Here is a 22234-nt window from a genome sequence, read left to right as displayed (position 1 = left end):
AAATATTGTAAAAAATCGTAGAGTAAAATTGCCTGCTAATCTAAAAATATAAGATCACACTGGTGAACAAAACGTGAACTCTATTAATTTTTTATCAACTACACTGAAATAGTAATTTAGCTTTTACGGTCTAGCTATTTGTTATATCACTCAGAGGAAATAAAAAATGAAAAAGTTCACAGGTGCAGCAATGGCTGTAATGGTTGCAGGTTTAGTTGGTTGTAATGCAACAGAGGCAGAAACATCACCATCAAGTTCTGTTGCAAATAATGGCGCAACAACTGATTTAGTTCATTGTTACGATGCAAATGTGTGTGGCGGTCATAACGATTGTAAAACAGCTGAAAATGCATGTGCTGGTCAAGCATCATGTAAAGGGACTGGTTTTGTAGCTATGCCTGCAAAAGCGTGTGCTGACGTTGGCGGTAAAGTAAAAGATAAATGGGTTGGCAGTGTAGCTAAAGCTGATTTAGTACATTGTAATGATGTAAATGTGTGTGGCGGTCATAACGATTGTAAAACAGCTAATAACGCGTGCGCTGGACATGCATCGTGTAAAGGGACTGGTTTTGTATCAATGCCAGCAAAAGCATGTGGTGACATTGGTGGTTCTGTAGGTAGCTAATACCAATTTTATTAAAAATATGATCTTTTTATCGCATTAAATAGCACACTTATTGCGTTATTTTCTTAGCGCTATAATAGATCACTAATTTAATGCAATTGGTATAAAAATTTATCGAACGCATAAAATAAGCCTGAACGATGTATTTTATTATTCAGGCTTATTAAGGAAGTTTATGACAAATCGTTTTTTAGGTTTTGGTTTAGGACTAAGAGCCCCTCATTTTGAGCAAATTATTGCAGAGAAACCAGCTGTAGATTGGTTTGAAATTATTTCAGAAAACTATTTTGTAGCCGGTGGAAAACCTTGGCATTATTTAAATAAAATCAGATCTGATTACCCCATTGTGATGCATGGTGTATCAATGTCGATTGGTAGTACAGACGCAATCAACAAAGACTATTTAAATCAGTTAAAAAACACCATTGCAAGAGTAGAGCCGCAGTGGGTGTCTGATCATTTATGCTTCACTCAAGTTGGCGGCATAAATAGCCACGATTTACTGCCAATGCCTTACACCAATGAGGCGCTTGAACATTTAGCTAATAAAATATCGCAAGTTCAGGACTACCTAGGCCGAGAGATGATTTTTGAAAATGTGTCGAGTTATTTAACATACAACGCTTCACAAATGAGTGAGTGGGAATTTTTAGCGCAATTACATAAGCAAACTGGCTGTAAGTTTTTAATGGATGTAAACAATGTTTATGTAAGTGCACGTAATCACGACTTTAACGCAATGGATTATTTATCGGCTATTCCGAGTACTGCTATTGCGCAAATTCACTTAGCAGGACATCAAGACTTTGGTACGCATATTATAGATACTCATGATGAAGATGTCCCAGATGCGGTATGGGACTTATATGCTCAGTATGCAAAAACATTAGGTCCTGTAAGTACTATGATTGAACGCGATGATAATATTGGCTCCCTTGATGATTTAATAACTGAGCTTGAGCATGCTAAAACGCTAGTGAAACCGTTTTGGGATATTAGAGCATGAGCGATTTAGCGAAGCTGCAACAACAGTTTATGGATTTACTGCAAGGTGAAAGTTCGGATATTAGCGACCAAATTGCGCAGCAAGGGCAGTTAAACACACAACAGCGACTCTCTATTTATCAAAACGCTTATAAAATTCGTTTAAGAGCTGTTGTAGAACAAGATCACGAACAGTTGGGCATTTACTTAGGTGATGATTTATTTGAGATGATGGTTGATGGTTATTTAGCTTTATATCCTTCAACTCATACGTCACTACGAATTTTTGCAGATAAATTACCTGATTACTTAGCCACCAATACTCCTTTTAACGATTACCCCATACTTGCAGATATAGCCAAATTTGAACGACTATTGCTAAGCGCGTTTGATGCAAGCGATAAAACATTACTCAATGTATCAGAGCTTGAAAGTATTGAACCACAGCAATGGCCAAATTTACTATTAAAATTACATCCAAGTGTACAGTTAGTCGCGTTTAATACGTTGGCGGTTGAAAGTTGGCAGGCAATAAAAGAAAAGCAAACACCGCCAGAACCAATAGCCTCAGAACCTCGCTTTTGGGTTATTGCACGTGATATTGACAGGCGTACACAATATTTAAGCGTTGATGCACAAGAGCATCGCTTACTGAATCTATTAAAACAAAACACACCCTTTGCACAGTTATGCCAATCCTGTTTAAATGAGCTCCCTGGTGAGCAAATCGCTGGGTTTTTAATTACTAAAATTAATCAGTGGCTTGAACGTGGTTGGTTAATTAACGAGTAAGTTTAAACAACAATGTTTTTTTGTTGCAAAGGAATTTTTTTGAAAGCCACCATATACACAATCATTGCTTTAATTGCGTTTGCCGCAAATTCTCTTTTTTGCAGAATGGCTTTAGCCGAAGGCTATATAGATGCTTGGAACTTTACAGTTATTCGCTTACTAAGTGGTGCAGCGTGTTTAGGCATTATAATGGCTATTTATACCCATAATTTAAAACGTAAAGGCACATTTAACCCCGCTATTATAAGTGACAGAGGAAGCTGGCGAAGCAGTATTAGCCTGCTAGTTTATGCACTTTGTTTTTCGATTGCTTACGTAGAGCTTGATACAGGCACTGGCGCACTTATTTTGTTTTCCGCTGTGCAACTTACTATGATTGGCTGGGGTATATATCAAAAAGAGAAGTTGAGTGTGCTTCAGTGGTGCTCGTTTATAGTGGCGCTAGGTGGCTTTGTATATTTAATGCTGCCATCTGCTGCAGTGCCTTCACTGTTTGGCGCATCACTTATGGCACTCAGCGGTATAGGATGGGGTATTTACAGTATTCGCGGTAAAGTGTGTGTATCGCCACTGCGTACTACTGGGTTTAACTTTATAAGAAGCTTAGTTGCTATCCCTGTTTTATTACTCGTAGGTATGAGTTATTTAAAAAATATCAGTATTGAAGGGGTGTTACTTGCGTGTGCCTCGGGTGCGATAGCATCTGGGATTGGTTACAGTGTTTGGTATGTGGCTATGCCACTGCTTAAAAGTACCCAAGCTGCTGTTGTGCAGTTGTGTGTGCCGGTACTTGCAGCCATTGCTGGTGTTTTGTTTTTATCTGAGCAGGTAACAATGGAGTTTGTAGTCGCAAGCTCCTTAATATTAGGGGCCGTGCTGGTGTTTATTTTAAATAAAAAGAAGGCTTAATATAACCTAACCTTCTTTTAGGTGTGGGCTTACGTTTGTTACAAAGCGTGTATAAATAGCAGGTAAGTTATCAAGTATTGCCTGCTTGCCCTGTAGTTCACTGTTTTTTATACATTCAAAAAGTACTTGCTCGCTAAGTTTATTCACTAATAATTGTGATTGCTTAATATGGCTTATATGCCAAAGCTCAGGTGCGACGCCACCTAAATCATGCTGGTAAGGGCGATAAAAGCCAAATTTAACTAAGTTAGTATCAAGCCAATTACTTAAAGGCGCAAAAGGCCCACCTTGTAGGTATTCATCAGGTGCTAGCTGCAGTTTATAATCATCACTTACCGCAGCTTTATCAAACACATCTAAGTCAGTCCCTAAATGATGCCTGCTTGCCCCAGGTAGTGCAGAGTAGAGCATTATAGCTATACATTTATCAATCTCGCTTAGCTTAGTTAAATCTACAACTTCTTGCTGTTTATTATAAACAGGTCGACTACCTAAAAACTTATTATTCCAAATAATTGACTGACGTTCAAAGTCGCGAAAACTTGAGGCAATAGTAAGATCAAATCCCGCTTTTTGAGCTGCACTTTGCAGCGCTAAAAAGTCGCTAATAATAGCGCTGTGCAAGCGATGATTTTGTATATCAGTTAAATGTGTATCACTTTGCCCTGTAATACACATTATTGGTGTTGGTTGAGTGGCATCCATTATGTTAAAAGTTGCTCTAATATTTGCTCGTAAATGTTGGTAAGGGCTATTAAATCATCGGTACTTACGCATTCATCTACTTTATGAATAGTAGCGTTACGTGGCCCTAGTTCAATTACTTTAGCACCTGTTTGCGCAATAAAACGCCCGTCAGATGTGCCACCTGTGGTTTCTAGGTTTGTGGTTAAACCGGTTACCGATTTAATAGCATTGACTGTGGCATCAACAAGGGGGCCGTGCTCGGTAATAAAAGGCAAACCATTTACTATCCAACTTAATTCATAATTTAAGTTATGCTTTTGTAGAATGTCATTTACACGTTGTTGTAATTGCTCATGCGTTACTTGCGTACTAAATCTAAAGTTAAACTGTATTTCTAGTTCACCTGGGATCACATTACCAGCACCTGTGCCGCCATTAATATTTGAAATTTGAAAGCTGGTAGCAGGGAAGTATTCATTTCCGTTATCCCACACCGTTTGGCTAAGCTCAGTAAGTGCAGGGGTTGCTAGATGAATTGGGTTTTGTGCTAAATGTGGGTAGGCTACATGCCCTTGTACGCCCTTAACGGTTAAAAAAGCGGTGAGTGAGCCTCTTCGACCATTTTTAACAACATCACCTAGTACATCTCGTGATGAAGGTTCGCCAACTAGGCACATATCGATTTTTTCACCGCGTGCTTCTAGCGTATCAATTACACGAGTCGTCCCGTTTACAAATGGACCTTCTTCGTCAGAAGTAATTAAAAATGAAATTGAACCTTTATGATCTGGGTGCTTAGTAACAAAACGCTCGGTTGCTACAAGCATTGCTGCAAGTGAGCCTTTCATATCGGCAGCGCCACGGCCATGTAAGAGACCGTCTTTTATTAATCCTGAAAACGGCGGATGTTGCCAATTTTTTTCAGGGCCTGTTGGCACCACATCGGTGTGACCTGCAAAACAAAAGTGCGGTGATTGTGTGCCTTTTCGAGCCCAAGTGTTAAGTGTGTCGGTAAAAAATAATGACTCTATATTAAAACCAACCGCAGCAAGGCGATCGTTCATCATTTGTTGGCAGCCAGCATCTTCGGGGGTTACTGACTCTCGTTGGATTAGCGCTTGAGCGAGTGCAATTACGTCAACAGTCATTATTTAAAAATCTCATCGTATTGAACTGCTTTAAAACCTAAATGGTAGCTGCCATTGTTTACGAGTACCGGGCGTTTGATCATTGCAGGTTGTTCAACTAACAGTGAAATAGCACTCTCTTTAGTTAAGCTTTGTGTTTGCTCATCAGTTAATGCACGATAAGTAGTACCACGTTTATTAACAAGCTGTTCCCAATCAAGCTTATCAGCAAAGTCACTCACCATTTGCTCATTCACGCCATCTTTACGGTAGTCGTGAAAAGTAAATTCGACATTGTTATCGGTTAAATATTTTTTAGCTTTTTTAATCGTGTCACAATTGCTAATGCCGTATAAGGTAATCATAGATTTAATTCTTCTTAATAATAGTTAATAGAGTGTCTTCACCCGCTTGTACCAGTGAGTGAGAGTAATGAAATGTACCAAGGTTGTGGCCATTTAGTAAAATTAGGCTAGCAAGCATAGGAGTATCAAGCTCTCGTAAATCAAAATAAGCAAGGCGTTGGCCTTTGATTATTTTGCTACCATTGAGCTGTGCTATATGAGTGTGTGTAATTGGTTGCGATGTTGAAATGGTTAAGTTGATTAACACTTTTAACCCATTTTTTGCTTGTAATATAAACTCCGTGCCTGCATTTTTTACCTGTAATAAAGTGCCATCAAAGGGCGCTAAAATTTTATGGTTAGTTAGTTGCACTATAATACCTGGCCCAAGTGTGCCAAAGCGAAACAAAGGTTCTGGATGTTCGTTTAGCTCCAGTACTTTGCCTGAAAAAGGGCTGGTAATATTAATGGCGTTACGAGGTATTTTGTTTTGCGCAATATATTCTACTTTTTGTGCTTTCATAATTTATTCAGCCACCACATTGTAGCCATCTTTTTTTAGTGCTGTAATAGCTTGAAGTGCAGTTTGCTTTTTTACAAGTATGTAATCGGTGTCGTAAGTTGAAATTGAAAATATAGATATTTTAGCACGTGCTAATACACCCGAAATATTGGCCATTATTCCGGTCAGCGAAAAGCCAAGTGGGCCAACAACTTCAAGTGCTTGCCAATTTGGCTCTGTGTCTAGGCTGTTTATTTCAAAGCTACTAGGGCATACAATTGAAAGTTCGTCGTGGGTTTTAGAAATAAAAAACAACGGGAGTTTTAACAGCGCCGCAGGTATGTCGGCATCTATATCTAAGCTATGTATAGATAAAACGGTGCTGTGTAATTGTAATGTTTGTTTTGACATTAAAAACCTGCGAAACAGCAATATCGGTAGGTTTATAGTATAGATTATTAGCTTTAAATTAAAGGTGTAACAGTAACTAACCTGATAGTAAGTGAGTTAATTCCCGAAGGTAGAAAAACTTACCCACAATTTCTGTGGATAAGTATGGGGGTTGCAGGGTATAAATAGCCTAACTATTTAATTATTAAATAAATAATAGCTAGGCTATAAAAAGCACATGTTAGTGTTGGTGTTTAATTAAGTGCTTCAGCTTGTGCTGCTTGAATGGCCGTTAGTGCAATGGTATACACAATATCATCAACTAATGCACCACGGCTTAAGTCGTTAACAGGTTTGCGCATACCTTGTAACATTGGACCAATACTTATTAAATCAGCGCTACGTTGTACTGCTTTATAGGTAGTATTGCCTGTATTTAAATCAGGGAATATAAATACAGTCGCTTTACCTGCAACAGGGCTATTAGGTGCTTTTTTAAGTGCCACGTTTTCCATAATGGCTGCGTCGTATTGAAGTGGCCCATCAATGATTAAATCAGGACGCTTTTGCTGTGCTATTTTTGTGGCTTCGCGTACTTTTTCTACATCAGCGCCCGTGCCAGACGTACCCGTACTGTAACTGATCATAGCTACACGCGGCTCTATACCAAATGCAGCAGCAGAGTCGGCAGATTGAATCGCTATATCTGCAAGTTGTTCAGCATTAGGGTCTGGGTTAATCGCACAGTCACCATAAACTAACACTTGGTCAGGCAGCAGCATAAAAAACACGGATGATACTAACGATGATCCTGGCGCTGTCTTAATTAACTGCAGTGGTGGGCGAATTGTATTGGCAGTGGTGTTTACTGCACCCGACACTAAGCCATCTACCTTACCTTGCTCAAGCATCATTGTGCCAAGTACCACGTTATCTTGCAGTTGCTCTTGCGCGACTACGGCAGTTAGACCTTTGCTTTTTCGGATTTCGACCATAGGCGCAATATAATCATTAATGATGCTTTTAGGCTCAATAATACTTACGTGTTCGTTAAGCTCAATCCCTTGTTGCTCTGCAATGCGCATTATTTCTTCGCGATCGCCAAGCAATATAGTTTTAGCAATGCCGCGTTGGCCACAAATAGCAGCCGCTTTAATAGTACGAGGTTCATTGCCTTCTGGTAGCACAACTGTTTTTCCGGCTTTACGGGCTTTGTCTGTTAACAAGTAACGAAATGCTGGAGGCGATAATTTACGTGTTTTACCTACGCTTTTTGCTAACGTGTCTAACCAGTCAGAATCAATATGTTCAGCGTTATGATCTTTTACTTTTTCAATTCGTTGGTCGTCGTCGTTTGGTACTTCCATATTAAAGTTATGCAGTAATAACGAGGTGCGCCATGTATCGCCATCAGTAGCGAGTATAGGCAAGCCAGTTTGCATAGCTTGCTCACACAAGGCCATAATACGTGGCTCTGGCTCAAAGCCACCGGTGAGTAATATAGCGCCAAGTTTAGTGCCGTTCATAGCTGATAAACACGCAGCAACAAGTATGTCTGAGCGATCGCCTGGTGTTACCAATAAGGCGCCAGGCGTAAAGTAATTTAAAATATTTGACACTGTACGCGCACAAAAAGTAATACGACGCAGGCGACGATGCAGCATATCGCCTTCGTTAATTATCGTTGCTTTTAAATACGCGCTTAAATCTTTTACGCGAGGTGCGACTAAGTCAAAATCCCAAGGGATTGCACCAAGTAGCATAAACGGGTTTTTTCTAAAAATAGGTAACGACGCTAAACGATTTAATTCGTTTTCAAGTTCTTCTGGTTTGTAGGTGTCAACTAAATCGGCGCGAGCGCGGCCCTCTTCATCAAGTGGCGCATTTACTTTATTAAAAATACAGCCAAGTACGCGAGGGTGATCAATTCCACCATAGTTACCCGCTGCGATTTCAAGGCGGTCTTCTATTTGTGTAATGCTGTAATTACCGGGGGTGAGTACAAATACAATGTCGGCGCCAAGTGTTTGTGCAATTTCACGATTTACACGTCCAGCGTAAGGTTGACGACGAGTAGGGACCATACCTTCTATGATGGCTACTTCATCGTCGTTTATTTTGCTCTCAAAACGCTCAACAATTTCCTCTAGTAGGTCGTCACCTTTGCCATCGCCAATCATTTGCTCTGCGTAATCGAGTGCAAAAGGTGTAGGTGGGTTAATCGGTGAGCCTTGGGTAACTATTTGCGTTGATTTTTCAGGGCCCGTTTCACCCGAGCGGGGCTGCGCAATTGGTTTAAAAAAGTTAACTTTAACTGTTTTTTGTTCAAGAGCACGCACTAAACCAACTGATACCGACGTTAAACCAACACCTGTAGATACAGGAATTAACATAATACGACGCGCCATATTAAAGCTCCTTTGCTATGTTTGCAGCATCAAGTGCAATAACCCACTCTTCATTTGTAGGCATGACAACGGCTTTACTATGTGCCTGTGAAGAGCTAATAATGCCTTCTTGGCCAAAACGAGCATTAAGATTAGCTTTTTGATCGCAATCAAGTCCTAAAAAGGCAAGCTGTGAGATTACTTTTTCACGAATAATATCAGAGTTTTCGCCAATACCGCCGGTAAAAATAATCGCATCAAGGCGTTGTAGTGGTACCATATAAGCGGCAATTTGTTTTGAAAGACGGTAGCAAAACATATCAAGCGCGAGTATTGCTTTTTTATTACCGGCAACAGCCGCTTCTTCGATTGTGCGGCAATCATTAGAAAGCTCGCTGATACCTAATAAACCACTTTTTTGATTGAGCAAGTTATCTATTTGCTGTGCAGTGTAATCGAGCTGCGTGGTTAAAAAGTTAAACAGGCCTGGATCTATATCGCCACTACGGGTGCCCATCATTAGGCCCTCTAGTGGTGTTAGGCCCATACTGGTATCTACACTCTTACCATTTTTAATAGCACACACTGAACAACCATTACCTAAGTGGGCACTGATAAAGTTACTTTGCTCAATAGGTTGATTAAGCAGTTTTGCTGTTTGGCCTGCAACATAAAAGTGGCTTGTGCCATGAAACCCATAACGTCTAACGCCAAATTCTGTATATAGCTTATATGGCAGTGCATAAAGGTAAGCTACTTCATTCATCGTTTGGTGGAACGCAGTATCAAATACGGCTATTTGTGGTAAGCCTTCGAACGATGCCTGTGCAGATGCAATGCCTAACAAATTAGCATGTCCGTGAAGTGGCGCAAGTGTTGCTGCCTGTGTAATACCCGCAATGACCTTCTCGTCAATCAAAACAGATTGCGTAAAATGCTCGCCGCCGTGCACAACACGATGACCCACAGCAATAAGTTGCTCATCTAAGCTATGATCTTTTATTAGGCTTACTAACGTATCTATTGCCTCTGCATGGGCTTGACCTGCTACTAAGTTAATGACAGTTTTAGCGCCGTTGAATTTATATTTTATAGAAGGAGTTGTCGCACCTAAGCGCTCTGCTAGACCAGATATAATTTCGTGGCCCGTGTTTGCATCAATAATGGCAAATTTTAAGCTGGAGCTACCACAATTTAGTACTAAAACGTGTTGTGACTTAGGGGAGGTTGTTGGCATAAATTCATTTCCATAAACAAAATTTAGTAAGTGAACGTGAAACATTAATCGTAACACTCAGAGTGATAAATAAAGCTAAAACATTTAATTAAGCTAAACTAAAATGTAGCTGAATCAATGCGAAATATTTTACCCCAGTTATGGAATTTAGTTTAGTGTTTTGCACACTTTAACAGCAAAATTAAGCACTTTTACTGAGAAAGTAAAAGCCCTTAAAATTGTGTTACACTTTAGAAATAATCAATTTAGTATTGTGTTTTAATAGAGTCACTGTGAGGAGTCATGATGCAAAAAAGTGTGATGTCACAAGTACAAACAGGGCGGTTGTATGCAAAACAATGGCCAATGAGAAAAGAACTAGCACCTCTATTCATCGAGTTTAAGGTTATTAAAGCTACTGATCTTGCGATCACAGTTATGCCTATTTTAGCCATGCTTACGTTATTTTTTCAGCTGAATTACCTCGGTCCAGACTTCTTACCGCAAGCTATTGCGAGTGCTTTGTTTTTTATCTCGTTACCGTTACAAGGGTTATTATGGCTAGGTAAGCGTGCGCAAACACCTTTAGAGCCAGCCATGCAAAAGTGGTATCACGAGCTTTATACAAAAATGGTTGCCAACGGTTATCAAGCGCAGTTAAGCGAAAAAAAGCCTCGTTATTTGGAGCTTGCGAGTCTACTTAAAGACATGTTTGATAAAATGGATAAAGCGTTTACGAAAGAGCAATTTTAGACGTCGTTAAACTTACGCCTAAATAACTCCAAATTTGATTATGCAGTTTTTGTAAACTGCGTAATGTAAAATGACAAGGTGACAGTATGCTCGCCTTTTTCCTTGAGTGCTTCCCAATGTTCTGGCCTGAACTTCCATGCAAATGGCGTCATCATTATTAAGTTTTTAATATCAGTAAAGCTAAGCGCGACATGCTCTGTTAAAAGAGCTTGCTCTGATTTTTGAAACCCTTTTGGCGAAGATATTTCAGTATGTTCGTTTACTTTTGAATATATATACGACTTTAACTCTTTTAAATGACAAGGACCTGGGCTTGCAACCACTAACGTTGCACTTTGATTTGCAAGGCGCTCAAGCTCTTGCTCAAACAAAGGTGCAAATACGCTAACAAGTACATCAGCAAATTGGCTTTCAAAAGGCGCTTGGCTAATTGATGCCACACTAAAGTTGCAATTAGGGTAGCGCTTTGCTGCATATTTAACCGCAGATTTTGAAATGTCGACGCCGTACACAACTGCGTTTGTTTTACTTGCTATTGCTTGAGTATAAAACCCTTCACCGCATCCCAAATCAATAATAGTATTTGCACTTATATTACTGATTATGTCGCTAAGGTTTTGTTGCAAAAAGCCATAATAGCCACGCTCTAAAAATGCACGCCTAGCTTGTACCATTTCAAGCGAATCGCCTGGTTGTTTTGAGTTTTTTTGTTGCACAGGCAGTAAATTAACATAGCCCTCTTTAGCAACATCAAAGCTATGGTTGTTAGCACAACGAAGTGTTGAATCAGTTTTCAAAAGTGCGTGGTTACACAGTGGGCATTGATATTGTAGACTCATGAGTCTAGGTAGTCCTTATCGTAAAAAGTTTTTACCCAATGCGGGCGATAGGTGATCATAACTGTTATAGCCATACCGTTGAGCATTGCTTCAGGAAACCAAATTATGGCACTTAAATAAACGTAGTTATCTGCGAGTTCTTGCCAATTGTATTGCCCTATAGCTAAGTAAAATAAAGCACCTAGGCTTATTTTTATACAGGCTATAACCCCTGCAGTTATGAACGCACAAACAAATATATAAACAAAAAAATGACGAGGTAAATACTGGTAACTAATTATAAAGCCAAGGTAGCTTAGTAAAATAGGAATAAACGCACCAATAAGCAGTTGAACTGGTAACAGTTCAAGTTCAATTTGACCAAATGCAGTCAGTAGGGCTGTGGCAAGTAGGCTACTTAAAATAGTCAATCGCCAGCCTAAAATTAATGTTGCAGCTGTAACGCCTAATATGTGTAAATCGAGACCAGTTAAAATTCCTGCTTTTATTCGCCAAAGCACTGCAAAAACTAACGCACATGCAAGCACGCCAGTTTGACGGGCTGGCGTATTAAGCAATGTTTTATATGTTTTTTTATCAAAGCTTAGTAGGGCAATAATAATTACAAGGGCCCAAAGTAGCCCTTGTATTGTTATGCTGAGCATAGTAATTACTTAAATGTTGACCATATAGGGCATGATCTGAGGGTTTTTCAATACCGCGCAGTTCGTAATCAATACCAGTATCTATACAGCGTGCTGCAAGCTCATTAGTTGCAAGTACTACATCTATTCGAAGTCCTCGGTTATCTACAAACCCCTTAGAGCGATAGTCAAACCATGAGTATTGATCGTCTGTTTCTGGGTTTTGTTCTCTAAAGGTGTCTTTAAAGCCCCAATTAAGTAATGTTGCAAGCCATTCACGCTCTACCGGTTGGAAAGAACATTTACCCGTTTTTAACCAACGTTTAGCATTTACTTCACCAATACCAATATCTAAATCGGTAGGTGATATGTTGATATCGCCCATAACAATTATATCTTGATCGGGTGTATGGTTTGTTTCAAGGTGAGTCATCAAGTCAATATAGAACTGGCGCTTATAAGGAAATTTAGTTTCGTGATTGATATTATCGCCTTGCGGGAAATAACCATTCATTACGGTTAAATCACGACCGTTTTCTTGCTCTACAGTAACGCTTATCATGCGTTTTTGCGATTCCTCTGTATCGGTAGCAAATCCTTTTAAGACCGATTTAGGCTCTTTCTTGCATAACATAGCCACACCATAATGTGCCTTTTGACCATGGTAATAAACGTGGTATCCCATTTTTTGCACATCTTCTAGTGGGAACGCCTCATCATGAACCTTAATCTCTTGCAGTCCAATTACGTCTGGTTGATGTTTATCGATAATTGCTTGTAATTGATGAAGACGAGCACGCAGACCATTGATATTGAAAGAAATCACTTTCATTGAATTTACCTTAAAATTGGTTCTATTTAATGCACCAAATTGTATCAGTATTTACGCGTACATAACATGACTGAAATGGAGAAAATCGCTGCATAATTGTTGACCAAATGGTGCTTAAAGTTTAAACATTGTTAATGCTATATTAATTTGTTAAATAAATAAAAAATTCAATTGATATCTAAAAAGCAGGTTATATAATGCGCGAAATCACTCAATAAGCTCGTTCAAATAGGATCTCACATGAAAACACAACTAATTTTAGCTGCAGCACTTCTAGCATCAACTACGGTCTCGGCACAAAGTAATTCGTATTTTAGTAAAGATAATAAAATAGAATCTAAATTGTGTGTATTAAGTGCCAATGAAGGCTTTTCTGCCGCTCGTAAAGAAGCAGCCCAGCATGGTGTGTTTTTATCACGCTTTTCACAAAGTATTTTGTGTAATGGCGAAGATATTCGTGATATTGCTAAAAAAGGAACAACTGCTGAAGTGATTAAAACTAAAGTTGAGGTGTTTGCTAAAGACACTCAACAAGAAACACAACTGTGTATGACTGCTTTAAAACAAGGTCTAGCGCCAGTTCGTCAAAAAATCGGTAATTTAAACTCTCTAAAGTGTAATGGTCAAAAAGTAACTGATTTTGTAAAACGTTATCAAAATGCGGCTATTTAATAACACAAAGATTTGAAAAGCATGCCCAGTATATTTACATATACTGGGCTTTTTTTTGCAAAAATTACAAAGCACTTTGCAAAGTTTTCAGATATAACTTATTGAAATTGTTCATTAAACACTCTATTTATTTGTAACTATTTGATTTTAATTAGTTAACTAACATTGGCATCCGAATTGTATTAGCTAAAGTGACATTTATTTAATTACAAGGACACGTCTTATGAAAAAGTTAACATTAGCAACAACAATTTTAGCATCTTTGAGCCTCGCGGCTTGTTCTTCAAATCAAGGCCTTGAGAAAATAGACAGTGATTTTGCAAGCCTGGACAACGACAGCGATGGCTACATTTCAAAAGTCGAAGCGGATGATGATAGCATCTGGGAGCATTTTTCGAATATTGATACCAATATGGATAATGAAATTAGCCGTAAAGAATTTAACGCCTACATGCAGCTAAATGCAGGTAAAGTGGCGACTGATAGTGACGTAAGTGAATCAGCGTTTAAAGCTGAAATAGCTAAGTTTGATAAAATTGAGAGTAGTTTTTCAAGTTTAGATAATGATAGCAACGGTTATATTTCGATTGCTGAAGGCAACGATGATGATATTTCAAATCATTTTGGTTATATGGATGAAAACCAAGATAAGCGCATCAGCAGAAGTGAGTTTAAGGGTTACATAAAAAAATACGGTAATGCTGTAGCCGAAGATGACGCACTAGAAGCAATTAAACGCAGCTAATATTTGTTGTTTTAAAGAGTAAATTAGAAGCCAGTGATAATCACTGGCTTTTTTGTGTTTAAAATCTAGTTATTTAGTAGATATATTTTCCTAGTTTGGTGTTGTTCTGTCATAATAGATGGCTGTGTATTTTTATTTGTTAAGAGTGTGTATGGCGGGTCGGCGAATTAGTGATGAACAACTAGTTGAGATCATTGAAGCAGCTATTTTTGTTGCAGATAAGCCTGTTAGTAAGCGCCACCTTAAAGACGTAGTATTAATAGATTTAGCTATTTCTATGGCGCGAATAAACGACGCAATAGATACTATACAAGAACATTTTCAAACTCGTGGTATTCGTCTAGTCGAAGTTGGCAGTGGTTATCGCTTTCAGGCATGTAGCAGTTTAAGCCCTTGGTTAAATAATTTGTGGCAAGAACGTGCGCCTAAGTATTCACGTGCTTTACTGGAAACATTATCGCTTATTGCATACAGGCAGCCCATTACACGTGGCGAAATTGAGCAAGTAAGGGGAGTTACTACGGGTTCGAATATTATAAAAACCTTACTCGAAAGAGAGTGGGTTAAAGTGGTAGGGCATAAAGAGGTTCCGGGTAAACCGGCTTTATATGCAACTACTAAACAATTTTTAGATTATTTTTCGTTAACAGGTTTAGATAATTTACCAGCGCTGCCAACAGAGCAGCAAAGTAAAATTAACCAGTTATTAAGTGATCCTTCTGTGAGAGAACCATCCGAATGAGTATACAAGGTGAAAAGTTACAAAAAGTCCTAGCCCGTGCAGGCGTAGGCTCGCGCCGTGAAATGGAAAAATACATTGATGCAAACCGCGTTAGTGTAAACGGTAAAGTGGCAAAGTTAGGCGACCGTGTTGAGGAAACAGACTTAATTCGTGTTGACGGACACACTGTGAAAATTGAAGAAAAAGCAGATAGAATTTGTCGTGTAATTATGTATAACAAACCAGAAGGTGAGCTAAGTACACGTAAAGATCCAGAAGGGCGTCGTACTGTATTTGACCGACTTCCTCGTATTGATGGCGATCGTTGGATTGCAGTAGGCCGCTTAGACGTTAATACATCAGGTTTGATGCTGTTTACTAATGATGGTGAGTTAGCAAACCGTTTAATGCACCCAAGTTATGAAGTAGAACGTGAATACTCTGCACGTGTATTTGGTGAAGTAACCAACGAAACGGTTAAAAACCTACTACGTGGTGTTGAGCTTGAAGATGGCCCAGCTAAATTCACGACTGTAACCCCAATGGGTGGCGAAGGTGTTAACCGATGGTTTAACGTAACGTTAAATGAAGGGCGTAACCGCGAAGTCCGCCGTTTATGGCAATCTCAAGATGCGGAAGTATCTCGTCTTATTCGTATTCGTTACGGTAAATTGGAGCTAGATAAGCGCGTACCGCAAGGTGGTTGGATGGAGTATGATCTAGAAACGGTAAACTATTTACGTAAAACCGTTAAATTAGGTCGCGAGACGCAGACTAAGCTTTCTGTTATGCCAGAAAAGCGCAAAGATAAACGCGCTAAAATCAACCAAATCCGTAAAGCAGTTAAAAAACACAATCAACGTGTTAAGCCGACTAAACGTAAATAATCAATTAGTTATTTATTTAACACAAAAAAGCCGCTCATTGCGGCTTTTTTAATGTGCTTTTAAATAACACAGGACTTAGGCTGAGTTATTTTTTTACCTGAGCATCTAACGATTCGCCATTCACTTCACTAGAATCGTCACTCATTAGATATAAATAGGTAGGCATTAAATCCTCTGGTGTAGCAAGCGCGTCTCTATCTTCACCTGGATATGCAGCCGCTCGCATTGAAGTGCGCGTAGCACCTGGGTTAATACAGTTTACACGAATGTTTGTTTTACCTACTTCACATGCCCATGTTTGCATCATGCCTTCTACTGCAAATTTCGAAATGGCATAAGGTCCCCAAAATTCACGGCCTTTGCGACCAACACCTGATGATGTGAATACGATTGATGCATTATCAGATTTACGAAGAACCGGAAACAAGGCTTTAGTGATCATCGCTTGTGCAGTCACGTTCACTTTCATTATATTTTCGAACGTAGATGAGCAAAAATGCTCAAGTGGGCCAAGCGAGCCTAAAATACCGGCATTATTAAGAAGCCCATCTAGGCGGCCAAACTGATATTCAATCGTTGCGGCAAGGTCGCGGTAGTTTTGCTTCGTTGCGCCTTTTAAATCCATAGGCACAATTGCAGGTTTAGGATAACCTGCATTAACAATTTCATCGTAAACACATTCAAGTTTATTAGTTGTTTTACCTAATAAAATAACCGTAGCACCATACTTTGCATATGTAATGGCTGCTACTCGACCAATGCCATCGCCGGCGCCTGTTATTAAAATAACTTTATCTTTGAGTGCGTTTTCAGCTGCTTGATAAGTGTGCATAAAAGTACCAAATTGTATGATTTTTTTAATTTTAACATAGCAAAACGTGAAGTAATCGAATTTATTGCAAAATTAGGTGGCGAAAATAGAAACTTTACGTTAAGTTTAACTGGTCTAATGTCTCATTAATAACCTGATTACATTGTTTTAACTTAATACACTGATTAAACACACTATAAAAATAAAATATGTGCGGAGCCAACAATATGAAAAAAATGCTACTTTCACTCTCGGTTACAGCTGCTTTAGCAGGTTGTGGCGGTGGAGAAACGTTAAAAGATGTTAAAAACGACACAGCCCCAGTTATTCCAACGGCAACAGTAAGTTTTGACCCTGCTAATGGAGTTATATCTGTTCCAAACGATTTGTTAATGAGTGGTACCCAAGACGGTACATTAAACATTCCTGGTGAATTAGATGATGATAACGTGTCTATTCCACGCACAGCTTATGCCAACCCACAATTGGCTCTAGGCGCACTTGATGGTTGGTCTTCGCAGGTTCCTTATAAAATTGATTTAACATTCCCACCGAGTGTGAGTTTAGATGAAGCGTCTGCTGGGGCTCCTGGTACGGTTAGAATTTTTGAAGTAATAATGGGTGCAAGCTTAACGGATGAAGAATGTTCGGTAGTAGCTGCAGGTACTGCTTGTAAATTAGTGGGCGAACTTACCTTTGGTGTTGACTTTGTTACTCAGGCTTCAGGTAATGCTGTTGCAATTGTTCCTCTAAAACCATTTAAAGCTGGTAGTTCATACATTAATGTATTAACAACAGGGCTTAAAGACTCATTGGGTCGCTCTATTGAGCCATCTTCAACTTATGGGTTAGTTAAACAAGAGGCGCCATTAATTACAGCAGCGCAACTTGGTTTGCAGGGCGCAGTTAATAGCTACGAAAATGTAGTTGTTAGTTCTGGAAATATTACGAAAGACGACATTATTTTCTCAGGTGCGATGACTATTCAATCAGCAGGGCCTGTGCTGGGTACTATCAAGCAGTTGTTAGCAGTGAGCTTGCAACAGCCAAGTATGGCAACACCTGCTGTGCAAGTACCAGAACAACCAATGGTAAATGTACAACAAGTATTTGCTTCACAAGGTGTTGAAGTATCGCCTGCTTTTTCTGGTGTTCAATACCAAAAGGGTAGCATTATGCTTCCTATGTACCTAGGGACTCCAACAGGCACTGAGATAAGTGATTTAAACGATACATATTGGCAAGGTATGTGTGATAACGCAGTAGCAATACTTGGTTATAAAGCTGTTGCAGGTGATGCTTTTCCTGCAGAACCTATTAGTGAGAATGACGGGTTATGTTTTGCATTGAGTAGTGGACAGCTTCGAGATTTAGGTTTAGACAGCACGCGTCATTTAACTAAATATAATACCATTCCAAAAGTACAAAGCATGGCGAATGTGCCAGTACAACTAACAAAACCTATTTTACCAATTATTAACGGTGTTCGTGCGCAACTACAATTACCGGCTATTGAAATGCCAGAAAATGGCTGGCCTGTTGTAATTATGCAACATGGTATTACTACGCAAAAAGAAAGTATGCTAGCGTTAACTGCCCAACTTTCTATTCAAGGTTTTGCAACTGTAGCAATTGACCACCCAAGACATGGTGAACGCGGTATCGATGTTGATGGTGATGGAAGTGATGACTTTAATGCAACAACAGGTTCGGTACTTAGTTATATGGACTTGAGTTCATTACTTGTTGCGCGAGATAGCCTACGTCAATCAGCGGCTGATTTATTAGGCTTACGCTTGGGTTTAAACTTTATTAACGATACGACTATCAATAGTAAAGATGTTACCTACATCGGGCATTCGTTAGGGTCTATTGTAGCCCCGGCATTTATTGCTCAAGCTAATAGCCCAATGGCACCTACTGTTGACCCACTGTTTAATGTAAATACAGTAGCACTTGCAAGTGGCGGCGGTGGCATAGCAAGCTTCTTACTTGAATCTGCTGCGTTTGGTCCATTTATTCAAGGTTCAGTACTTTCACAAGCTGGTACAACCGAAGCTGATGAACTTAATGTCTACCTACAAGGCGCTGCGCTTTCTAACTGTGGCTCATTAGTACCAGACATGGAAGCTTACTTAACATGTGGTTACAATGAATATGTTGCATCACTTACTACTGCGGGTGAAACGACTAAACTTACTAACATTCAAGGTGTATTTACACAGTTTGCATTTGCGGCACAAACAGCACTTGATAGTGGCGATCCAACTAACTACGCTGCCACGGTGAAAGCATTAGGTACTCCTGTTTATACTAATGTTGTTGTGGGTGATGGTGTTGATAACAAGCCCGACCAAGTGATACCGCCAATGGCAGCTAATAATCCTATTTCTGGCACAATTCCATTAGCTAACTTGATGGGTCTTGAAACAGTAAGTACTTCGCAAGCATTAAGTGAAACACCTTCGAGCTATTTAGTTAAATTTACTAAAGGGCATCATGGTTCTATATTAACGCCAGCTCAAGATGCTGCAAAGGCTTCAACTGTTGAAGGCAGTGCTGCTGCTAATGCAGAAATGCAGCTGCAAGTAGCTACTTATTTAGCTGCACGTGGACGTATGTTATTAGTTTCCAACCCTGAGGTTGTGACTGATTAATAACCAGTAAAATAATTAACCTTTAAAAGCCACTGAAAAGTGGCTTTTTTTTGTTTTAAAGCATGTTAAATTAGCTGAAATTTATAAATGGAGAAACCAGTTGGAATTTTTATACGAGTACGGTTTGTTTTTTGCTAAAACAGTTACTTTTGTTATCGCTATCGCAGTTATTCTAATGTTAATAGTTGGCGCTGCAGTTAAGCCAAAAGCTAAAAAAGGTGAAATACAAATAGATGATATATCAGAGCAATTAGAAGAACTTAAAGAAAGTTTTTTGCAAAATACGCTCGGTAAAAAAGAGCTTAAAGCACACCAAAAACAGATTAAATCGCAAAGTAAAAAAGCAGATAAAGACGAAGCTAAACCTCGTTTATATGTAATTGACTTTGTGGGCAGTATGGATGCACACGAGGTGGAAAGCTTACGAGAAGAAATAACAGCCATTATCTCTATTGCTGAGCCTAGTAAAGACAAGGTCCTTATTCGTTTAGAAAGTGGTGGCGGGGTTGTACATGGGTACGGACTTGCTGCTTCGCAACTACAGCGTATTAAAAATGCTGGCATACCCTTGAGTGTCTCAATTGATAAAGTGGCTGCCAGTGGAGGGTACATGATGGCATGTGTTGCCGATGAAATACTTGCTGCACCATTTGCAATTGTTGGCTCTATTGGGGTGATTGCTCAAATTCCTAACTTTAATAAAATATTGAAGAAAAATGATGTTGAATTTGAACAAATAACTGCTGGTGAGTTTAAGCGTACACTGACTTTATTTGGTGAGAATACGGATAAAGCTCGTGAAAAATTTCGCGAAGAAATTGAACAAACTCACGACTTATTTAAAACATTTGTGAGTACACAACGCCCAAGTTTAGATATAAATCTAGTTGCGACAGGCGAGCATTGGTTTGCAACGCAAGCTATTGAAAAAGGCTTGGTAGATGTTATAAAAACAAGTGATGATGCTTTATTAGAGCAGCAACATGAACGCCAAATCTATAAAATTAAATATAAAGTCAAAAAAGGACTGAGCGATAAGCTAGCGCTTGGCTTGAGTAGTGGCGTAAATAAAGTCGGGATAAACTTACTTTCTAAATTTAAGTCCCTAAATCCTTAGATTAGAATTTTTAACCTGAGAACAAGCTAATTATTTTTACTCGAAAAAAACCTTGATGCAAAACATCAAGGTTTTTTATAACTCAATAGTCATAGATTATGAATCAATAGACTTATGATAATCTTCTAAATCTTTAGCTGCGTTAGGGTCATTGAATACGCTTTCATCAAGTTCACCTTCAGACTTGGCAACAACACAGGTAACCATACAGTCACCAGTAACATTTACCGCAGTACGGGTCATATCTAGCAATCTATCTACGCCAATTATAATAGCAATCCCTTCTACAGGTAAGCCAACTTGGTTAAGTACCATTGCCAACATTATTAAGCCAACACCAGGAACACCGGCTGTGCCTACAGATGCGAGCGTAGCTGTTAATATGACCATTAAATAGTCAGAAATCGTTAAATCAACACTAAACACTTGTGCAATAAATACGGTTGCGACGCCTTGCATAATCGCTGTACCATCCATATTAATGGTTGCACCTAGGGGGATAGTAAGTGAGGCAACTGAGTTGCTTGCACCTAACTTTTTAGTCGCAGTTTCAAGTGTAATAGGCATGGTTGCGCTAGAGCTTGATGTACTAAATGCAAATAAACAGGTGTGCTTCATTTTAGCTAAGAAAATACGCGGGTTTAAGCCCGTTAGTATTTTTAATAGTAATGTGTAATTTACAAGCGCATGTAATAGCAGGGCCAAAACAACAACGCCAAAATATTTAGCTAGGCTCACAATTAAATTGAGCTCTATTGTAGTGAACAGCTTTGCCATTAAAAAGAACACGCCATATGGTGCGATGTTCATTAATAAAGTAACTAATTTTAAAATAACTGTGTTTAAGTCTTCAAATACATCAGCAACGCGTTTGCCTGCTTTACCACTTAGTGCCATAGCAATACCAAATAGTAATGCAAATACAATGACTTGTAGCATGTTGCCTTTAGCCATTGCTTCAAATGGATTTGTTGGGAACATGTCTATAATAACTCTAGCTAGAGTAGGTGCTTCTTTTGCATCGTAACTCGCTTGAGAAGGTAAGCCAATTCCTTCCCCAGGATTAAATAATAAGGCAAGGGAGATTGCTACTGTAATAGCTATAGCTGTAGTTAGTAAATATAAACTAATAGATTTGCCACCTAAGCGTCCCAGTTTTTTTGGATCGCTAAGGCTACAGGTTCCACAGACAAGTGAAACAAAAACGAGCGGAACAACTAACATTTTTAAGCTAGCGATGAATATTTGCCCACCAACATGAAAAAGGCCATCGACAAAAAATGCTTTAATTGGCAAAGAGAATAACCCAAGTGGTATTAGATAATCGTCTTCACCAGCTAAAATAGCTTGAAATATAAAGCCTACTACAACCCCTAACCCCATACCTATCATGATGCGAGTGGTTAAACTCATTGAACGGATTTTTGACATATACCCTAATCTACTTTTAATAAATTTTGTCATAGACTACCAGTCTATAAATATTTATACAGAAAAAGTTAGTATTTATTGAAAATTATTTTATACAAAAAAGTAATAAAAAACTGTGATTTTAAACTAGGTTATAGGTTAATATTAGGTAAATAACGTTTAGTTAATAATAACAACACTAGG

General features: G+C 39.0%; 22 protein-coding genes and 1 pseudogene. 11 read left to right on the top strand and 12 right to left on the bottom strand.

The features are described from left to right. Window positions 1-166 precede the first annotated feature (166 nt). The 4 genes from D172_RS09995 (at window position 167) to D172_RS09980 (ending at window position 3310) form a co-directional block, all read left to right on the top strand. The gene (locus D172_RS09995; RefSeq protein ID WP_007375404.1) at window positions 167-625 is read left to right on the top strand and encodes a hypothetical protein; all 459 of its coding nucleotides are present in this window, start codon (window positions 167-169) and stop codon (window positions 623-625) included. Between the two features lie 175 nt (window positions 626-800). Further along, entirely contained in the window at window positions 801-1631 is an 831-nt protein-coding gene (locus D172_RS09990; RefSeq protein WP_007375403.1) for a DUF692 domain-containing protein, read from the top strand. Next, window positions 1628-2401: a DNA-binding domain-containing protein gene (locus D172_RS09985; RefSeq protein ID WP_007375402.1), complete on the top strand. Its 774-nt coding sequence runs from the start codon at window positions 1628-1630 to the stop codon at window positions 2399-2401. The genes D172_RS09990 and D172_RS09985 overlap by 4 nt, the downstream gene beginning before the upstream one ends. A 39-nt stretch (window positions 2402-2440) precedes the next feature. Continuing rightward, complete coding sequence (locus D172_RS09980; RefSeq protein ID WP_007375401.1) at window positions 2441-3310, top strand: DMT family transporter; 870 nt, start codon at window positions 2441-2443, stop codon at window positions 3308-3310. Between the two features lie 6 nt (window positions 3311-3316). Here D172_RS09980 and D172_RS09975 read toward each other — a convergent pair whose 3' ends face one another. The 7 genes from D172_RS09975 to D172_RS09945 form a co-directional block, all read right to left on the bottom strand. Further along, window positions 3317-4015 (bottom strand): M15 family metallopeptidase, encoded by a 699-nt coding sequence (locus D172_RS09975; protein WP_007375400.1) that lies wholly within the window; start codon window positions 4013-4015, stop codon window positions 3317-3319. Beyond that, window positions 4015-5145 (bottom strand): succinyl-diaminopimelate desuccinylase, encoded by a 1131-nt coding sequence (gene dapE, locus D172_RS09970; RefSeq protein ID WP_007375399.1) that lies wholly within the window; start codon window positions 5143-5145, stop codon window positions 4015-4017. Before dapE ends, D172_RS09975 begins: the two co-directional genes overlap by 1 nt. Continuing rightward, complete coding sequence (locus tag D172_RS09965) at window positions 5145-5489, bottom strand: ArsC family reductase (RefSeq protein WP_007375398.1); 345 nt, start codon at window positions 5487-5489, stop codon at window positions 5145-5147. The genes dapE and D172_RS09965 overlap by 1 nt, the downstream gene beginning before the upstream one ends. Window positions 5490-5493: 4 nt before the next feature. After that, window positions 5494-5991: a PTS glucose transporter subunit IIA gene (locus D172_RS09960; protein WP_007375397.1), complete on the bottom strand. Its 498-nt coding sequence runs from the start codon at window positions 5989-5991 to the stop codon at window positions 5494-5496. A gap of 3 nt (window positions 5992-5994) precedes the next feature. Then, window positions 5995-6381: an ACT domain-containing protein gene (locus D172_RS09955; protein WP_007375396.1), complete on the bottom strand. Its 387-nt coding sequence runs from the start codon at window positions 6379-6381 to the stop codon at window positions 5995-5997. A gap of 233 nt (window positions 6382-6614) precedes the next feature. Further along, the gene (pta, locus tag D172_RS09950; RefSeq protein WP_007375395.1) at window positions 6615-8768 is read right to left on the bottom strand and encodes a phosphate acetyltransferase; all 2154 of its coding nucleotides are present in this window, start codon (window positions 8766-8768) and stop codon (window positions 6615-6617) included. A 1-nt stretch (window position 8769) separates the two neighbouring features. After that, the gene (locus D172_RS09945) at window positions 8770-9984 is read right to left on the bottom strand and encodes an acetate kinase (RefSeq protein WP_007375394.1); all 1215 of its coding nucleotides are present in this window, start codon (window positions 9982-9984) and stop codon (window positions 8770-8772) included. 285 nt (window positions 9985-10269) lie between these two features. Here D172_RS09945 and yfbV point away from each other — a divergent pair, with 285 nt between their 5' ends. After that, window positions 10270-10716: a terminus macrodomain insulation protein YfbV gene (yfbV, locus tag D172_RS09940; RefSeq protein WP_007375393.1), complete on the top strand. Its 447-nt coding sequence runs from the start codon at window positions 10270-10272 to the stop codon at window positions 10714-10716. Between the two features lie 38 nt (window positions 10717-10754). On the opposite strand, the gene D172_RS09935 is transcribed toward yfbV, so the two are convergent. From D172_RS09935 to xthA, 3 genes and pseudogenes are all read right to left on the bottom strand, one after another. Next, complete coding sequence (locus tag D172_RS09935) at window positions 10755-11555, bottom strand: putative RNA methyltransferase (protein WP_007375392.1); 801 nt, start codon at window positions 11553-11555, stop codon at window positions 10755-10757. Next, the gene (locus tag D172_RS09930; RefSeq protein ID WP_007375391.1) at window positions 11552-12199 is read right to left on the bottom strand and encodes an energy-coupling factor ABC transporter permease; all 648 of its coding nucleotides are present in this window, start codon (window positions 12197-12199) and stop codon (window positions 11552-11554) included. Before D172_RS09930 ends, D172_RS09935 begins: the two co-directional genes overlap by 4 nt. 5 nt (window positions 12200-12204) lie before the next feature. Beyond that, window positions 12205-13010: pseudogene (gene xthA, locus D172_RS09925) on the bottom strand (exodeoxyribonuclease III). Between the two features lie 240 nt (window positions 13011-13250). Between xthA and D172_RS09920 the strand changes: the two are divergent. The 4 genes from D172_RS09920 to rluB all read left to right on the top strand — a co-directional run bounded on the left by D172_RS09920 (window position 13251) and on the right by rluB (window position 16035). Further along, a complete protein-coding gene (locus D172_RS09920; RefSeq protein WP_007375389.1) occupies window positions 13251-13682 on the top strand; it encodes a hypothetical protein in 432 nt (143 codons plus the stop codon). 223 nt (window positions 13683-13905) lie between these two features. Next, window positions 13906-14427 carry an EF-hand domain-containing protein gene (locus tag D172_RS09915; RefSeq protein WP_007375388.1) on the top strand — a complete coding sequence of 174 codons (522 nt, stop codon included), beginning with the start codon at window positions 13906-13908 and terminating at the stop codon, window positions 14425-14427. A 151-nt stretch (window positions 14428-14578) separates the two neighbouring features. After that, a complete protein-coding gene (gene scpB / locus D172_RS09910) occupies window positions 14579-15169 on the top strand; it encodes an SMC-Scp complex subunit ScpB (RefSeq protein WP_007375387.1) in 591 nt (196 codons plus the stop codon). Further along, window positions 15166-16035 carry a 23S rRNA pseudouridine(2605) synthase RluB gene (gene rluB / locus D172_RS09905; protein WP_002959716.1) on the top strand — a complete coding sequence of 290 codons (870 nt, stop codon included), beginning with the start codon at window positions 15166-15168 and terminating at the stop codon, window positions 16033-16035. The genes scpB and rluB overlap by 4 nt, the downstream gene beginning before the upstream one ends. 85 nt (window positions 16036-16120) lie before the next feature. Here the strand turns inward: rluB and D172_RS09900 are convergent, their stop codons facing one another. Then, window positions 16121-16867, bottom strand: coding sequence for a YciK family oxidoreductase (locus D172_RS09900; protein WP_007375386.1), 747 nt, complete (start codon window positions 16865-16867; stop codon window positions 16121-16123). 206 nt (window positions 16868-17073) lie between these two features. On the opposite strand from D172_RS09900, the gene D172_RS09895 reads away from it, so the two are divergent. Next, complete coding sequence (locus D172_RS09895) at window positions 17074-19503, top strand: VolA/Pla-1 family phospholipase (protein WP_007375384.1); 2430 nt, start codon at window positions 17074-17076, stop codon at window positions 19501-19503. Window positions 19504-19603: 100 nt separating this feature from the next. Beyond that, window positions 19604-20620: a protease SohB gene (gene sohB / locus D172_RS09890; RefSeq protein WP_007375383.1), complete on the top strand. Its 1017-nt coding sequence runs from the start codon at window positions 19604-19606 to the stop codon at window positions 20618-20620. A gap of 96 nt (window positions 20621-20716) precedes the next feature. Here sohB and D172_RS09885 read toward each other — a convergent pair whose 3' ends face one another. Beyond that, window positions 20717-22051: a dicarboxylate/amino acid:cation symporter gene (locus D172_RS09885; protein ID WP_007375382.1), complete on the bottom strand. Its 1335-nt coding sequence runs from the start codon at window positions 22049-22051 to the stop codon at window positions 20717-20719. Between the last annotated feature and the right edge of the window lie 183 nt (window positions 22052-22234).

The organism is Pseudoalteromonas sp. Bsw20308 (assembly GCF_000310105.2).
In the GTDB taxonomy this organism is placed as follows: Bacteria; Pseudomonadota; Gammaproteobacteria; order Enterobacterales; family Alteromonadaceae; genus Pseudoalteromonas; species Pseudoalteromonas fuliginea.
This window is presented reverse-complemented; position numbering and strand designations above follow the sequence as displayed.

Coding starts and splice junctions, on each gene's coding strand:
- D172_RS09920 (WP_007375389.1), top strand. CDS start 13,251: ATGAAAACACAACTAATTTTAGCTGCAGCACTTCTAGCATCAACTACG.
- yfbV (WP_007375393.1), top strand. CDS start 10,270: ATGCAAAAAAGTGTGATGTCACAAGTACAAACAGGGCGGTTGTATGCA.
- rluB (WP_002959716.1), top strand. CDS start 15,166: ATGAGTATACAAGGTGAAAAGTTACAAAAAGTCCTAGCCCGTGCAGGC.
- D172_RS09935 (WP_007375392.1), bottom strand. CDS start 11,555: ATGAGTCTACAATATCAATGCCCACTGTGTAACCACGCACTTTTGAAA.
- D172_RS09985 (WP_007375402.1), top strand. CDS start 1,628: ATGAGCGATTTAGCGAAGCTGCAACAACAGTTTATGGATTTACTGCAA.
- D172_RS09885 (WP_007375382.1), bottom strand. CDS start 22,051: ATGTCAAAAATCCGTTCAATGAGTTTAACCACTCGCATCATGATAGGT.
- D172_RS09930 (WP_007375391.1), bottom strand. CDS start 12,199: ATGCTCAGCATAACAATACAAGGGCTACTTTGGGCCCTTGTAATTATT.
- D172_RS09955 (WP_007375396.1), bottom strand. CDS start 6,381: ATGTCAAAACAAACATTACAATTACACAGCACCGTTTTATCTATACAT.
- pta (WP_007375395.1), bottom strand. CDS start 8,768: ATGGCGCGTCGTATTATGTTAATTCCTGTATCTACAGGTGTTGGTTTA.
- D172_RS09990 (WP_007375403.1), top strand. CDS start 801: ATGACAAATCGTTTTTTAGGTTTTGGTTTAGGACTAAGAGCCCCTCAT.
- D172_RS09975 (WP_007375400.1), bottom strand. CDS start 4,015: ATGGATGCCACTCAACCAACACCAATAATGTGTATTACAGGGCAAAGT.
- D172_RS09960 (WP_007375397.1), bottom strand. CDS start 5,991: ATGAAAGCACAAAAAGTAGAATATATTGCGCAAAACAAAATACCTCGT.
- D172_RS09945 (WP_007375394.1), bottom strand. CDS start 9,984: ATGCCAACAACCTCCCCTAAGTCACAACACGTTTTAGTACTAAATTGT.
- D172_RS09915 (WP_007375388.1), top strand. CDS start 13,906: ATGAAAAAGTTAACATTAGCAACAACAATTTTAGCATCTTTGAGCCTC.
- D172_RS09895 (WP_007375384.1), top strand. CDS start 17,074: ATGAAAAAAATGCTACTTTCACTCTCGGTTACAGCTGCTTTAGCAGGT.
- D172_RS09995 (WP_007375404.1), top strand. CDS start 167: ATGAAAAAGTTCACAGGTGCAGCAATGGCTGTAATGGTTGCAGGTTTA.
- dapE (WP_007375399.1), bottom strand. CDS start 5,145: ATGACTGTTGACGTAATTGCACTCGCTCAAGCGCTAATCCAACGAGAG.
- D172_RS09900 (WP_007375386.1), bottom strand. CDS start 16,867: ATGCACACTTATCAAGCAGCTGAAAACGCACTCAAAGATAAAGTTATT.
- D172_RS09965 (WP_007375398.1), bottom strand. CDS start 5,489: ATGATTACCTTATACGGCATTAGCAATTGTGACACGATTAAAAAAGCT.
- scpB (WP_007375387.1), top strand. CDS start 14,579: ATGGCGGGTCGGCGAATTAGTGATGAACAACTAGTTGAGATCATTGAA.